Origin of the sequence: Nostoc sp., from assembly GCF_036917375.1 — a bacterium.
Classification (GTDB): domain Bacteria; phylum Cyanobacteriota; class Cyanobacteriia; order Cyanobacteriales; family Nostocaceae; genus Nostoc.
In genome coordinates this window covers 51,408-66,904 of sequence record NZ_JBALDN010000055.1, presented here as the reverse complement: position 1 = coordinate 66,904, position 15,497 = coordinate 51,408, and the positions used below count along the sequence as shown (strand labels likewise).

Annotated in this window: 11 protein-coding genes and 1 pseudogene; 8 read left to right on the top strand and 4 right to left on the bottom strand. The window is 42.4% G+C overall.

Annotated elements, in window-relative coordinates:
* Positions 1-10: 10 nt before the first annotated feature.
* The 3 genes from V7K45_RS14260 to V7K45_RS14250 all read right to left on the bottom strand — a co-directional run bounded on the left by V7K45_RS14260 (position 11) and on the right by V7K45_RS14250 (position 2,557).
* The gene (locus V7K45_RS14260; RefSeq protein WP_335004399.1) at positions 11-1,357 is read right to left on the bottom strand and encodes an LLM class flavin-dependent oxidoreductase; all 1,347 of its coding nucleotides are present in this window, start codon (positions 1,355-1,357) and stop codon (positions 11-13) included.
* Between the two features lie 362 nt (positions 1,358-1,719).
* The gene (locus tag V7K45_RS14255; protein ID WP_335004397.1) at positions 1,720-2,217 is read right to left on the bottom strand and encodes a GNAT family N-acetyltransferase; all 498 of its coding nucleotides are present in this window, start codon (positions 2,215-2,217) and stop codon (positions 1,720-1,722) included.
* A 34-nt stretch (positions 2,218-2,251) separates the two neighbouring features.
* Positions 2,252-2,557: a hypothetical protein gene (locus V7K45_RS14250; protein ID WP_335004395.1), complete on the bottom strand. Its 306-nt coding sequence runs from the start codon at positions 2,555-2,557 to the stop codon at positions 2,252-2,254.
* A 426-nt stretch (positions 2,558-2,983) separates the two neighbouring features.
* Here V7K45_RS14250 and V7K45_RS14245 point away from each other — a divergent pair.
* From V7K45_RS14245 to V7K45_RS14210, 8 genes and pseudogenes are all read left to right on the top strand, one after another.
* Positions 2,984-6,277, top strand: a pseudogene (locus V7K45_RS14245) (phycobilisome rod-core linker polypeptide); the annotation flags it as partial.
* Positions 6,278-6,675: 398 nt separating this feature from the next.
* Positions 6,676-7,164 (top strand): allophycocyanin subunit alpha, encoded by a 489-nt coding sequence (apcA, locus tag V7K45_RS14240; RefSeq protein ID WP_099100538.1) that lies wholly within the window; start codon positions 6,676-6,678, stop codon positions 7,162-7,164.
* A 65-nt stretch (positions 7,165-7,229) separates the two neighbouring features.
* Complete coding sequence (gene apcB / locus V7K45_RS14235; RefSeq protein ID WP_069068902.1) at positions 7,230-7,718, top strand: allophycocyanin subunit beta; 489 nt, start codon at positions 7,230-7,232, stop codon at positions 7,716-7,718.
* Between the two features lie 222 nt (positions 7,719-7,940).
* Positions 7,941-8,147: a phycobilisome linker polypeptide gene (locus tag V7K45_RS14230; protein ID WP_094349821.1), complete on the top strand. Its 207-nt coding sequence runs from the start codon at positions 7,941-7,943 to the stop codon at positions 8,145-8,147.
* Between the two features lie 499 nt (positions 8,148-8,646).
* Positions 8,647-9,198 carry a heme NO-binding domain-containing protein gene (locus V7K45_RS14225; protein ID WP_335004391.1) on the top strand — a complete coding sequence of 184 codons (552 nt, stop codon included), beginning with the start codon at positions 8,647-8,649 and terminating at the stop codon, positions 9,196-9,198.
* A 10-nt stretch (positions 9,199-9,208) separates the two neighbouring features.
* Positions 9,209-10,654 carry an ATP-binding protein gene (locus V7K45_RS14220; RefSeq protein WP_335004389.1) on the top strand — a complete coding sequence of 482 codons (1,446 nt, stop codon included), beginning with the start codon at positions 9,209-9,211 and terminating at the stop codon, positions 10,652-10,654.
* Between the two features lie 430 nt (positions 10,655-11,084).
* Positions 11,085-12,287 (top strand): FtsW/RodA/SpoVE family cell cycle protein, encoded by a 1,203-nt coding sequence (locus V7K45_RS14215; protein ID WP_335004387.1) that lies wholly within the window; start codon positions 11,085-11,087, stop codon positions 12,285-12,287.
* Positions 12,288-12,341: 54 nt separating this feature from the next.
* A complete protein-coding gene (locus V7K45_RS14210) occupies positions 12,342-13,208 on the top strand; it encodes a class I SAM-dependent methyltransferase (protein ID WP_335004385.1) in 867 nt (288 codons plus the stop codon).
* Here V7K45_RS14210 and V7K45_RS14205 read toward each other — a convergent pair.
* Entirely contained in the window at positions 13,183-15,489 is a 2,307-nt protein-coding gene (locus tag V7K45_RS14205) for a COG1470 family protein (RefSeq protein WP_335004383.1), read from the bottom strand. The two genes, V7K45_RS14210 and V7K45_RS14205, sit on opposite strands and share 26 nt — an antisense overlap.
* Between the last annotated feature and the right edge of the window lie 8 nt (positions 15,490-15,497).

The window sequence follows — 15,497 nt, the reverse complement described above, 5'->3', positions numbered from 1 at the left end:
TGTGTGATGCCTAACTGACAGATGCGGTGGTGGTCTGGAAGAAGCGGTTAGCAGGGCGCGCTAGTCCGAGATTTTCACGCAGAGTCTTACCCTCATACTCTTGGCGGAAAATCCCACGCCGTTGGAGTTTTGGTACAACCTTGTCAACGAAATCGTTCAACCCTTCAGGAAGAAAAGGGAACATGATGTTGAAACCGTCAGAGCCTTCCTCAAACAGCCATTGCTCCATCTCATCGGCGATGCTTTCGGGTGTACCAACGAAAGCCAACCCGCCATAACTGCCAACGCGTTGCGCCAGTTGTCGAATAGTCAAATTCTCACGTTGCGCTAAGGCTATTACCCTTTCTCGTGAAGAGTGACCAGCGTTAGTCGGTGGGATTTCTGGCAAGGGGCCGTCTGGATCAAAACCTGAAACATCGTAGCCAAGCGCACTATTTAAGCTGGAAATTCCACTGTCATAATGTACTAGGCTATCCAAATAAACACGCTTGGCCTGTGCTTCGGCGACGGTTTCCCCTACAACGACTAAAGCACCCGGAAGTATTTTTATACTGTCTGGGTCACGTCCAATTGCCCGCGCTCGTCCCTTAATGTCTGCAAATAAAGCTTTGCCAGCCTCCAGATTACTAGCAGGTGCAAACACAGCCTCGGCGGTTTCGGCAGCTAATTGCCGTCCAGCTTCGGATGCGCCCGCTTGAACGATTAACGGCCAGCCTTGGACAGGTCTGGCGATGTTCAATGGTCCCCGCACCGAGAGATATTTTCCCTTATGGTTCAGAACGTGAAGCTTTGCAGGGTCGAAATAAATCCCTGCTTCCACATCCCGAATAAACGCATCGTCAGCAAAGGAATCCCAAAGACCCGTGACGACATCATAAAATTCTCTAGCCCGCCGATAGCGTTCATCATGCTCTATCTCTTCTTCTAATCCAAAGTTCATTGCTGCGTCTGGATTGGCTGTGGTGACGATGTTCCAGCCAGCGCGACCGCCGCTGATATGGTCGAGAGACGCGAAGCGACGAGCGATGTGGTAAGGCTGGTCATAAGTCGTGGAAGCGGTGGCTACCAGGCCGATGTGTTCGGTAACGCTGGCAAGGGCAGAAAGCAAGGTGAAAGGTTCAAAGGATGTGATAGTATGGCTGCGCTTGAGCGCGTTGATTGGCATATTTAGCACTGCTAAGTGATCTGCCATGAAGAATGCGTCAAACTTGCCCTGCTCTAGTTTTTGAATAAATTGTTTCAGCGCCGGGAAGTTGAAATTAGCATCAGGCAAAGCCCCAGGATAGCGCCAAGCGCCTGTATGTATGCTTACCGGACGCATGAAAGCACCCAGTTTTAATTGCTTCGATCTGCTCATTGTCCCTCCGTATCATGTTTAGAATGCAGGGGCGATCGCCCCCTTGAGGTAGTTGTTGATTCTTAAAAATTTTCGTCCGACTTTAACATCGAAATTATATCTAAAACAAACAAAAATATAGCTAAAATCAATATCAATTTATTTAAAAATCTTACTTTGATACATAAATATAATAGAGCTTAAACCTTACGATTCTAATATTATTAGCGACTAAATTTTAAAAAGGATATCTCATAAAAAATAATGAATAATAGATAACTACCCTATATTTATTACGAAATTAACCTCTCAACTATCAATATTATTAATTATCAATAAATTAGTAACATTTAAAATCCTTTAAAATATAAAAAATCAATGTGTTACCACGGTAAACCGCAGAGGTTAATCGTTCCTTTTTGGGGAGCTTTGTCACTCACAGGCAATACCATCGGCTCGTTGACCGTAAAGGGGACTGTGCCACCTGGTTGCTCAACCAAAAGAATGCCATTGAAAGATTGCCATCCCAGCCGAGTATAAAAGGGTACTAAATCCTGACGGCATACGAGTAATGCGAAACTTAAACCACACTTATCTAAGAAGGTCTTTGCATACCGAAAGGCAGCAGTTGCAAAGCCTTGACCCTGTGCTTCTGAGCTTGTCATTACTCCACCAATACCGCCAATGCGGATTGATACATCATCTAGCGTTACCTTGCGGATAACAATCCCGATGTGCGAAACAAGCGATCCACTTCCATCTTCTACAAGTAATCTCCATTGTGGTAAAGACCATTTAATGTGCCGTCCTGGGCGATGAGCAATGACCTCTGGTGGGTAAACTGCTGCTCTGAGAACACGCAACGCTTCTTCCTCATCCACAGTCAGTTCGGTGATAAGTTACGCCTAATGTGAATTAAAGAGGTTGAGACTGGAAGGTGAGAACATTGATACCAAAACGGCGGCGAAGTAATAAACGTAGTGTGTGCGATGCAATTTTGGCAGCAATATGTACACAAAAGCCATCAACAGTTTTGTTGAGTAAGCGTTCGGGATTACGTCCGGTGTTTTGAATTTCGTGAAAAACGCCTTCCACACGCTGGCGAACACGACTAATAAAACGCTTGAGTGCATGAGAATGTTGAAGATGTTGGTTATCACGGGTGAGTGTCCAGATCCGATTACCTGTGCGGCGAGCGTAGGCGCAGCCCGCCGTAGGCATCGCGAGTTGCCAATCAGCAGAGATAAAACCCTTATCTGCGTAAATATCACTATAATTGACTGTTTCTAAAACACTTCAAACAACCTCTAAGGTGGACACTGCCACAAACATCAAAATCGATATTTTCGCATCGGTAGACTGTGCCGACCCTACTACTTAGTTACAAAACTTAGACTTAATCTCAGACAAACTGGAGTATGCACTTTTAAGACTGGAGACATTTAAGATACAGGTTCTACATACTTCTTAATAAATCCGCCTTGAGAACGCAAAACGTTCTAATCTAAAAGCTAACTGGGTTAATTTACTGGCAGTTTTGCAGGCAATACTCTCAAGCTCATAAAGCATAGACACAACAATGTGTCAAGCCTCAAAACAATCCAGACTTAACATATAAACGCTTATGATGGGAGTTTTACAAATCCGATGAGTGTTAAGGCGAGTGGTGGAAGCTCGGTTGCGCGTCCGCAACTATATCAAACTCTAACTGTATCCACAATTACCCAAGCGGAGCAGCAAGACCGCTTCTTGGGAAATGGTGAACTAAACGAACTAGCAAGCTATTTTGCATCTGGTGCAAAGCGTCTAGAAATTTCTCAGACGCTGACGGACAATGCCGAGATTATTGTGTCTCGGGCTGCCAACCGGATTTTTGTCGGTGGTTCGCCAATGGCTTTTTTAGAAAAGCCTAGAGAAATAGAAATAGTACCTGTTACTGCTGGTGCTAACGTTCAACAAGGGATGCAACTAGGAACCGTAACCTACGTTGAAAGTCGTGGTGGGTTCCTAGAAAATTTACGCTCAATATTTAACTCATCCCCCAGCGGCCCGACACCTCCAGGTTTCAGACCAATTAACATTGCTAGATATGGTCCAAGCAACATGGCCAAGAGCTTGCGGGATTTATCCTGGTTCTTGCGCTACGCTACTTATGCGATCGTTGCTGGCGACCCCAACATCATAGCGGTGAATACAAGGGGTTTGCGGGAAATCATTGAAAATGCCTGCTCTGGAGAAGCCACGCTAGTAGCTTTACAAGAAATCAAAGCCGGGGCACTTTCATTTTTCCGCAACGATGCTGAGGCGACAGAAATTGTGTCTCAGTACATGGATGTTTTGTTAACAGAATTCAAAGCAGCCACACCTTCAAATAAAGTACGCCAACGCCCTTCTAGCGACCAGCAAGGGTTGGAACTGCCGCAAATCTACTTCAATGCCTCAGAACGTCGTCCCAAGTTTGTGATGAAGACTGGGTTATCAAGTAGCGAAAAAAATGAGGTAATCAAGGCCGCATATAGGCAAATCTTTGAGCGCGACATTACTCGTGCTTATAGCTTATCCATATCTGACCTGGAATCCAAGGTGAAGAATGGCGACATCTCTGTGAAAGAGTTTGTCCGTCGTTTAGCTAAATCTCCCCTTTACCAAAAACAGTTTTACCAGCCTTTTATTAACAGCCGAGTCATCGAACTAGCTTTCCGTCACATTTTAGGACGAGGGCCAAGTAGCCGCGAAGAAGTACAAAAATACTTCTCGATTATTTCTAACGGTGGTCTACCAGCCTTAGTAGATGCCTTAGTAGATTCTGCTGAATACAGCGACTATTTTGGTGAAGAAACAGTACCCTATCTGCGGGGTCTGGGTCAAGAAGCACAAGAATGTCGCAACTGGGGACCGCAGCAAGACCTGTTTAACTACAGTGCGCCTTTCCGCAAGATACCTCAATTTATTACCACATTTGCGGCTTACGAGCAACCGCTACCAGATCAACATCCTTACGGTTCTGGTAACGACCCCTTGGAAATTCAGTTTGGGGCGATTTTCCCGAAAGAAACTCGCAACCCCAGTACCAGTCCAGCTCCTTTTAGTAAGGATACCAAACGTATCCTGATTCACCAAGGAGCAGGGATTAATAACCAAAATAGTAATCCCAGAGCGCGGGGTGAAGCTCCTGGTACCCTTGGGCCCAAGGTGTTCAAATTAGACCAACTGCCTGGTACTAGAGGTAAAAAAGCTGCCAAAAATTCTAGCGTCAGATACTCCGAAAGCTCCACGCAAGCAGTGATTAGAGCTGCTTACCTGCAAGTTTTCGGTCGCGATCTTTACGAAGGTCAGCGCCCGAAAGTATTGGAAATCAAGTTGGAAAACGGCGACATCTCTGTGCGTGAGTTTATCCGTGGTTTAGCTAAATCGGATGTATTCCGCAATCTGTACTGGTCATCGCTGTATGTTTGTAAAGCGATCGAGTATATTCACCGCCGCTTGTTGGGTCGTCCGACTTATGGTCGTCAAGAAATCAACAAGTACTTTGACATTGCTTCTAAACAGGGCTTTTACGCTGTCGTTGATGCCATTATTAACAGCGTAGAATACAGTGAAGCATTTGGTGAAGATACAATTCCTTACGAACGGTATTTGACTCCTGGCGGTGTATCCGGGCGACAATTACGCGTTGGTAGCATTCGTGATGATATTGCCGCAAAAGTCCAGAAGGAAGTAACACCAAGCTTTGTGACACTGGGTACAGTGACAGAAAAGCGATCGGAACCAGATATTCAGTTCCGCATTAACCAAGGTGTCAGCAAGCAACGGGAACAGACCAAAATCTTCAAGCTGGTGGCCAATACCAGCGACAAAGTTGCAGTCAAAACTTTGATTAGTGCTGCATATCGTCAGATTTTTGAGCGGGATATTGCACCCTATATTGCCAAAAACGAATTTACTAAATGGGAAAGCAAGCTGGGGAATGGCGAAATTAGCGTGAAGGAATTTATTGAAGGTTTGGGTTACTCTAACCTCTACCTGAAAGAGTTCTACACACCTTACCCCAACACCAAAGTAATTGAGTTGGGAACCAAACACTTCTTGGGACGTGCGCCACTAGACCAAGCAGAAATCCGCAAGTATAACCAGATTTTGGCTACTCAAGGTATTCGTGCCTTTATTGGTGCTTTGGTAGATAGTGTGGAATATAACCAGGTGTTTGGCGAAGATACAGTGCCTTACCGTCGCTTCCCAACCCTCCCAGCGGCAAACTTCCCGAATACAGAGAAGCTTTACAACCAGCTGACCAAGCAAAACGATGACGTGGTTGTACCAAGCTTTAAGCCAGTACAAGCCCGTGTCGGAGTTAGTAACGATACACCGCTTTTGACACAGGCGATCGCAGATATTGCAGCCCAAACAAATGGTCAGCCATCCTTTGCTGAACTGGGTCGTTCCTACAACGATGCTAGCGGACAAACCGTGGAAATGGGTGTGCGTAAACATGCGCGCATTTACCGTCTAACAGAAAACACCAACCAAGACGAAAAACAACAGGCAATCAACGCCATTTATCGTCAAGTCTTGGATGTATTTAGCGGTGAAGTGCCCGATCGTTTCCGTCGCACTGACCTAGATAGCAAACTCCAAAATGGTGAAATTTCCGTGCGGGAGTTTGTGCGCGAACTAGCTAGTTCCCAAATCTATCGCCAGCGCTTCTTATCACCTTATCCTCATGCCAAGGTCATTGAGTTCCTTTTCCGTCACCTGTTGGGGCGTACACCCGCAACTCAGGAAGAAATTGGCCAATATCACAAGCTGCTAGTCGATAGTGGTTTGTCAGCTGCTGTACAAGCAATAGTCGACAGTCCAGAATATAACCGCTACTTCGGTGAAGATGTTGTACCTTACAACCGCTTCCCATCTTTGCCAGTAGGTAACTACCTCGGCAGTGTAGCAGTTGATTAAGCAGTAGAGATTAGGGAATTAGGGAATAGGGTACAGATTATTTACTGTTCCCTATCCCCTGTAACCTTTCCCCTGTCCCCTTCTTAACCTTTCGTAATACCGCTCTCAGATTGCAGTTAAAACAGTAAATTCTGAAAAGCAATATTACAAAGTATTAAGAGCAGTCATAAATGCTCAACAGAATGCCGGAAAATGTTTTGCGGAAGGTAACTGAGTTTGAAAGCTTGTGTACTAATGTTGACTCAAGCAAACTCGTAATTTTTTAGCCGTAGCAGTTGTGAAACTGTTGTGTTTAAAAGGACGAAAAAACAAACTCAGTAAACCAAACTCAAAGTCGCACCAGTTTAATCAAATCCTGGTTTCATTCGTATTGGAGGAATCCATTAATGAGTATTGTCACGAAAGCTATCGTGAATGCTGATGCAGAAGCCCGCTACCTCAGCCCTGGTGAGTTAGATCGGATCAAGTCCTTTGTTGCAAGTGGCGAGCGCCGTGTGCGGATTGCTCAAGTTTTGTCAGAAAATCGCGAACGGCTCGTTAAGCAAGCTGGCGATCAACTGTTCCAAAAGCGTCCTGATGTTGTATCTCCTGGTGGTAACGCTTACGGTCAAGAATTGACTGCTACTTGTCTGCGTGACCTAGATTATTACCTCCGCCTCGTTACCTACGGTATCGTTGCTGGTGATGTCACCCCCATCGAAGAAATTGGTGTTATTGGTGCTCGTGAACTGTACAAGTCCTTGGGAACTCCTATCGATGGTGTTGCTGAAGGTATCCGCGGGCTGAAGAATGGCTCTACATCCTTGCTCTCTGGTGATGACGCTAGTGAAGCTGCTGGCTACTTCGACTACCTAGTTGGTGCCCTTCTAGGATAGGGTAAAGCTGTTTACCTACTTAAACAGAAGTATTGCAATACGGTTGGAAATAAGGAATTAACAACATGGCTCAAGACGCAATTACCGCTGTCATTAACTCCGCAGACGTTCAAGGCAAATACCTTGACTCTTCTGCTTTAGAAAAGCTAAAAGGCTACTTCGCTACTGGCGAACTACGGGTACGTGCTGCTAGCACCATCAGCGCTAATGCTGCTGCGATCGTTAAAGAAGCTGTAGCAAAATCTTTGCTGTACTCTGACATCACCCGTCCCGGCGGCAATATGTACACCACTCGCCGCTATGCTGCTTGCATCCGCGATTTGGACTACTACCTCCGCTATGCCACCTACGCCATGTTAGCTGGCGATCCTTCCATCCTAGATGAGCGTGTGCTCAATGGCTTGAAGGAAACCTACAACTCCTTGGGCGTTCCCGTCGGTGCTACCGTACAAGCTATCCAAGCAATCAAAGAAGTAACCGCCAGTTTGGTAGGTTCTGATGCTGGTAAGGAAATGGGCGTTTACTTAGACTATATCTCCTCTGGCTTAAGCTAAGAACTAGTTTGCACTTAAAAATTTAGGTGCGGCTTTATTAAGGTCTGGAAATCAGCCGTGAGTACTAGAACGTTATATTGCTTATCTTGGTAAATTATCAGTGATGAGTGTTGGTGGTCTAGTATTGATGTTTGATTTCCAGCCTTTGAATGATTAAAAGATTTGCACTCAAGATTTTGAGATAAAAAAGTTTTCACAAGGTATACAGGAGATTTTCAAAATATGTCCCGTTTGTTTAAAATTACTGCTCTAGTTCCCAGCCAAACCCGAATTCGTACCCAACGCGAACTGCAAAATACTTACTTTACTAAGTTAGTTCCTTATGAGAACTGGTTCCGCGAACAGCAACGTATTCAAAAAGCAGGTGGCACAATTATCAAAGTGGAACTGGCAACTGGTAAGCAAGGCGCTAATACTGGCTTGTCGTAATTCTGTAAATAGAATATTATTTTAGGGAATTGGTAAGAGGTCGAGAAAGACCTCTTTTTTGTTGAGAATTGATACTACAAAAAACCTGGTAATTGAACAATATAGCAGTTCTCGTTTGGATACAACATATTCTAAGCGATCGCGCATTAGTGATTATCCTAAAAGTTCTTCTAGCACCATTTTTTCCAAGTTATCCCTAAATTGATTAAAACAAACATAACTTAAATATAAATACTTAAAAATTTTAATTCCCCATCCATCAAACCCTCAAAAATAGCTGGGTAAAAGTAATAAGTAAAAATACGGTTGTAAGACCGAAGGCTTGTAGCATTAAAATATGAATAGTTTTCCTTATTTTTTCGGTTTTTAAAGCTGTAATAAAACATTTCAAGTTTTGGATACAGAAAATTTTGTTATTTAAATAACCCTTTTAAGAAATTAGTTATCGAGTCTTGGGCAAATTCACAAACAAAATTAGGCGCAGCAAGAAGAGTGTTCCATGTACGGATTAGTCAACAAGGCGATTCAAGATATGGTGTGCAGTCGCTTTGGCGAAGAGACTTGGAAAAAAATTAAGCACAAAGCAGAGGTGGATGTAGATGTTTTCCTCAGTATGGAAGGCTACCCCGATGACATCACCCACAAGCTGGTAAAAGCTGCTAGTGTCATTCTGGGCTTACCTCCCTCGCAGATTATGCAAGCTTTTGGAGAATTTTGGGTTCAGTACACAGCCCAAGAAGGCTATGGCGAAATGATGCATATGAGTGGAGATACACTACCTGAGTTTTTAGAAAACCTTGATAATCTTCATGCTCGCGTGGGAGTTAGCTTTTCTAAACTCCAACCCCCATCATTTGAGTGTACTGATATGGAGGAAAATTCTCTGAGCTTACATTATCGCTCTGATAGAGAAGGTTTAACACCAATGATTCTTGGACTAGTTAAGGGATTGGGAACCAGGTTTGATACAGAAGTTAATATTACCCAAACTCAGAGTCGAGATGAAGGTGCTGAACACGATCAATTTTTAGTGATTTATAAACCAAATTGAATACATTAGCATGGCTTCTCCTCACCTTACACTTTCGCCAGATTTGCTGGCGAAAGCTTTTCCCTTCCACTTTGCCTTTAGCCGTAATCGGGAAATTGTACAAGCTGGTGATGTCTTAGAGCGCATTTGTCCTGAACCGCTAGTTGGTAAATTGATTGAGCAGCATTTTCAGATTAATCGACCAAAAATTTTGGTCGATTTTGACGCTATTACTAAACAATCTCGCGCTCTGTTCATATTAGAGTTGATCCACAATGGAATGCAGCTTAAGGGTCAGATGATGTATCAACCAGAGCAGGAGGTGATATTTTTTTTAGGTTCTCCCTGGATTACAGATACAACTAGCCTGGCTCCTCTGGGTATCAAACTGAAAGACTTTGCAATTCACGACCCAATTGTTGATTTTCTGTTTCTATTGCAAGCTCAGAATACTGCTTTGGTTGATGCCAAAAAGTTAACAAGCGAACTGGAACAGCAAAGGGCAGAACTACGGAGTGCGCTACAAATCAAGGAAAATTTAGCAGAAGCTGAGGCTCAATCCAAAAAATTGGAAAAATCCCTTTGTGACCTACAAAAAACTCAAGCCCAATTAGTCCATGCTGAGAAAATGTCCAGTCTGGGGCAATTAGTTGCAGGAATTGCTCACGAAATTAACAACCCCGTTAACTTTATTTACGGTAATTTGAAATATACAAAAGATTATACGCAGTGTTTGCTGAAGCTTGTGCATCTTTACCAACAATTTTATGCCAATCCTGTGTCAGAAATTCAAGAATACATTAAGGAAATTGAGTTAGATTTTTTACTAGATGATTTGCCAAAAATTCTAAATTCGATGGAAGTAGGAGCCGAAAGAATTTCTGAAATTGTCTTGTCTTTGCGGAATTTCTCTCGTCTTGATGAAGCGGAGACGAAAAGTGTTGATATTCACCAGGGACTGGATAGTACTTTGTTGATTTTACAGAGTCGCTTCAAAAAGGGTGTCGATCATCCTGGGATCAAAGTAGTAAAAAATTATGGAAATTTGCCTTTAGTAGATTGCTACCCTGGTCAACTCAATCAAGTATTCATGAATATTATTAGTAATGCAATTGATGCGTTTGATAACTATAATAGTAAACGCGCGATCGCAGAAATTCATGCTAATTCTAATACAATTACAATTACTACAGAAATCATCGAAACAAAGTGTGCCATCCGAATCGCTGACAATGGTTCAGGAATGACCGAAGCAGTTAAAGAACGACTGTTCGATCCATTTTTCACCACTAAGCCTGTAGGTAAGGGTACGGGATTAGGTTTATCAATTAGCTATCAGATTGTAGTTGAAAAACATGGGGGAACACTAAGATGTATATCAGAACCGGGGCAGGGAACTGAGTTCTGGATTGAAATTCCCCTGTCTATAGACAGACAAGCAGTTAATTGCGTTAAATCATTAAGTTTAATTAAATAAATATCCTCGGAATCCAGCTTATAGGAATACTTTTAGTCAATTTTCGAGCGATCGCTTTTAACTATAGCAATCATAGTTTTATAGTATAAAAAAATACTTTTTTGTTACAGAGTAAAGATGGCAATTTGTCAGAAATATTGAACTAGTAGTTCGCCAAGCAAGTGAACTTGGCGGGATAAAGGGGAAGGGGGAAGGTGGGGCCCCCTCTGGGGATAAGGGGCGAGGGGAAAGGGTTTAAATCCCTTAACCTTTCCCCTTTTCCCTTTCCCCAGTCCTCACAAGCGCATTTTTGGGTTGGCAGACTACTAGTGGTGTATTGAAGTTAACAACTCTAAGATTTATGGTTGTAAAGCCTACTTATGAGTTATAAGTTATGATTTATGAGTTTTATTTCTAACTCCTAATTTCTAACTTTTTACCTGTACCGATCGTGAATCTACGCCGCCTGATTCCAATTTTTGATAGTTCAGTCTCCAACTGGGCATTAGAAGCGCGGTTATTGCGCTGGTTAACGTTGATTTGGCTGTTCGTCGGCTTGATCATGCTATTTTCAGCATCATATCCTGTCGCTGATGCCCGTCAGAATGATGGTTTGTACTACTTTAAACGTCAACTGCTTTGGGTCTTAGTTTCTTTAATCGGATTCAATATTATTGTTAATTCGCCGTTGCAGAAAATTTTGGGACTATCCCATTGGTTTTTGTTGCTGTTTTTGGGGTTAATTTTTGTCACACTGATCCCAGGATTGGGAAGAAAAGCTTTTGATGCAGCGCGTTGGATTGCGATCGGGCCAATTCCGATTCAACCTTCAGAACTAATTAAACCCTTTTTGGTGTTGCAAAGTGCGCGGCTTTTTGGTCAATGGGAACGAATTAGTTGGCGGGTTCGCTTTGCGTGGTTGGGCGTTTTTGGTTTGGTACTTTTAGGAATTCTTGCCCAGCCGAACTTGAGTACAACGGCACTTTGCGGCATGACTATCTGGTTAATTGCTTTAGCCGCTGGCTTACCTTACAAGTATCTGGGAGGGACAGCAATTGGTGGAGTAATGTTGGCAATACTCAGTATTAGTATTAAAGAGTATCAGCGTAAGCGAGTGATGTCATTCCTCAATCCTTGGGCGGATGCTACAGGAGATGGCTACCAGTTGGTGCAAAGTCTACTAGCTGTAGGTTCCGGTAAAACTTGGGGAGCTGGATATGGGCTTTCTCAACAAAAGCTGTTTTATTTACCAATTCAAGATACCGATTTTATTTTTGCGGTGTTCGCTGAAGAGTTTGGCTTTGTTGGCAGTATGGTATTGTTGGTACTTTTAGCTACATTTGCTACTCTCGGATTAGTTGTGGCGCTGAAGGCTAAAAATATAGTACATAGATTAGTCGCGATCGGTGTGACGACTTTGATGGTGGGACAATCATTGCTCCACATCGGTGTTGCTACAGGTTCTCTACCGACTACTGGCTTACCTTTACCCATGTTTAGTTATGGTGGTAATTCTATGATTGCCAGCTTAATAGCTGCTGGATTGTTGATTCGGGTAGCACGTGAGAGTAGTGAAGCTGAGGTAGTACCGTTACGAAAACCTCAGCTTGAAAATGGGCGCAGACGCCGAGCTTTTCATAAAACCAGGAGTTGAGCTAGCAAAAGCCACAATAGACAAATTACGCTCTTTGCAGGAATTGAATAGATTATGGAAGACTTAAAACAAACAATAATCAGCTACTCCAGCACAGACCTAGAACAGCGCAAACATTGGTATTCTCCGGCAGCAGAAGCTTATAATCAGGCAAGACCACGTTATCCTCAAGATTTGATTCACCAAGTTGTGGAACTTGCTCAACTCTCCACTAACTCAAAAATTCTGGAAGTGGGATGTGGTCCTGGAACTGCAACAGTAGCGTTGGCAAAGCCCGCCGCAGGCATCGCTCAATTGGGTTGCTCTATAATCTGCTTAGAACCCAATCCAGATTTTTTCCGGTTAGCTCAACAAAATTGTCAACCCTATTCCAATGTAGAGATACAGAACACATCTTTTGAAGAGTGGGAACTCAAGGCACTTGAATTCGATGCCGTTTTAGCAGCGAGTTCTTTTCATTGGATATCACCAGAGGTTGGATATCCAAAAGCCGCAAATGCTCTAAAAAAAAATGGCTACCTAATTTTATTGTGGAATAAGGAACTTCAACCCAGCTACGAAATATACCAAAGTTTATCGCAAGTCTATCAACTACATACTCCATCTCTTGACCGATATGAAGACCAAAAAACTCAAGAATATATCTTGAGACAATTAGGAAATATGGCCATTGATTCGGGGCAATTCCAAAACTTGAGAACAGGACAAGTTATATCAGAATTAACCTACACTGTCGATGAATATTTAACACTTTTGAACACTTACTCGCCATACATAAAATTAGATTCAGAAACCAAAGAATCTTTATTTTTAGGATTGAGGCGTTGCATAGAAGATGATTTTGGAGGCAGTCTGCAACTTTCATATATCTCTGCTTTTCATATTGCCCAAAAAGTTACCTCTGAGGTAAGGGAGTCTTAAATGGGCTATTGCTAGGTGGTAGAGTAGGTGGAATTGGGTTAATGCCAGGTATAGGAGTAGGCTCTACTTTTTTGAGGACTGTGATTGCAAATCCTCTTTGCTGGGGTTGTTGCTTACCAGATAAATCATTGACTAGCAGTCCGATTTGAGCGGGAAAGGCTTGATTTACTGGAAACTTCATTGAACCAACTGCTGGAACGTCATTGCCGTATGGTAGAAGTTTAACCTGAATATTTTCTCCCTCTACTCTCCAACTCAGAATAGCAGATGTTCCTTCATTGAGAACCAAATTTGGTTGTTCGCTACCGTTAATTTTGAAATAGACAATCTTAAATGGTTTGGGTAATATTGGAATTTTTGATTCCGCTTTTTTAGAACTGATTTTTTCACTTCCATTGTTAGAAACAGCTTTGATTTCAAATGCAAAACTTCCCACTTTATTTGCTAATAAAGGAATATTTTTACATTGCAGTTGTTGATTTTGTTGTATACATAGTTTTTTAAGTTTAGGATCTGTAATATTGCCTTGATTAAATTTGTAAGTAACTGGTTCGCCATAAGATGTACCATCATCTGCATTGCCAACAACCTGTAGTTGTGACAGCAATAATGGACGTGCAACTGTCCAACTAAAAAGAATATTTTCACCTTTTGTGTACTGGGGCTTATTTAGCTGAAAATTAACTACTGATGCAATTGGTTTTTCTGCAATTTCTACTTGGGTAGTTTGCGCTACTACTTGGTTAGTTCGGGAAAATATTTGGATGCCATTGCGATAAAAGGCTTGTAATTCAAAAGTGTAATTACCTTTTGTTTTCACTCCAGTTTTTACGTTGCTACAAATTAACTCTTGTTTATCTTGTACTTGACAAGGAGGGATTTCATTAGCACTTTCTTTACCCAGTGTTTCAGGAATGCCATTGTTAAAGTCATAAGCAATAGGCTGAATAGGTTGGGAACCTTTAGCCGTCAAAACTAACTTTTTTAACTGTTTATATTGATGAATTTCCCAGTTTAAAGCTACCTCATCACCTTCAGTAATTTGAGAGTCATTTGCACTAAAGTTTTCTAATCTCAAAGGATCGGGGTTTAAAATTCGCCAAATGATAAATCCTATCCCTCCTAATAACCCCAAAATTGCCAAAATTAACAGAAGAAATTGCCACCAAGGACGGGGTTTCCATACCAAAGTTCCTTGAGGCAGTGTATTCGGTAGGGGTAAACTTTGTTGGTCTTTGATGTCGAGTTGAAAGTCGATCGCTAGCCCTGCACCAAACCACGGTCGTCGCCACCAAGGTTTGGGTTTGACCGTCAAATCGGCTACAGCACTTCTATTAGGTAATAATCTGACTTCAGTAGGATCGAATTTGTAAGTATATAGTTCTTCTTCGTCTCGACTTTTTAAGTTTAATATCAGTTCGCGGACAATATTGCCCTGGTTAGCTAGTAATAACTCGTACTTGCCAAGACTACGGCTAACTTGTCCCAAGATGGTATTAAGTTGTATATCTAAGCGATAATTTGTCGGAATTTGAATATACACCAAATCCAGTAGTACTAAATCTGGAGAGTTTTCTGAATACAAGCGGATTGTCGGCGAATAGCTTCCTGCAAGGGTATCCCCAGGTGGGTGAAATTTCAACAATATTTGACCTTGAGTACCAGGATTGAGTTCTAATGCAGTCACGTCAGACATTAACCCTGGCCCCTCAAATCCAGTTGCAGGATAATTAATTGTGAACCAGTCATCGTCTAAATCTGGACAACTCAAGCGGAATCTGTCTACAAGATAAGAGCGATTGTCAACTATTACCTCTACTTGCAGAGGCTCACTAGGATTGAAAATTAACGGTTTGTTGGGGTTGGTGTTAGGTCTAATGGAAAATGTCGGGTCGTTCACCCGAATTGCAGTCTGTTCTTTTAGCAGAACCTTAATTTGGTTTGCGAAAGTTATGGGAGTATCTTGTGGATAATGTAGAGGAGAATCTACGACTAGTGTATAGTCATAGGTTCCTGGGAGAGCATTTGCGGCAATTTGAAACTCAAATTTTACTTCGTCACTATTTTGCCCTGGAGCTAATGCTAAACTTTCTCTGGGAGAACTAGACCAGCCGGTTAAATTTTGAAATACTTCATCAAAAACAAAATATAAGTCAATAACCGCACTTTGATTTCCCTGATTGATTACAACAATATAGAGTTCAATCGTATCTCCTGGCATCCCAAATTGAATTCCAGGTGGGTTGATAATAACTTGCAGTGGATTGAATTTAGCTTGCATGTCATTGA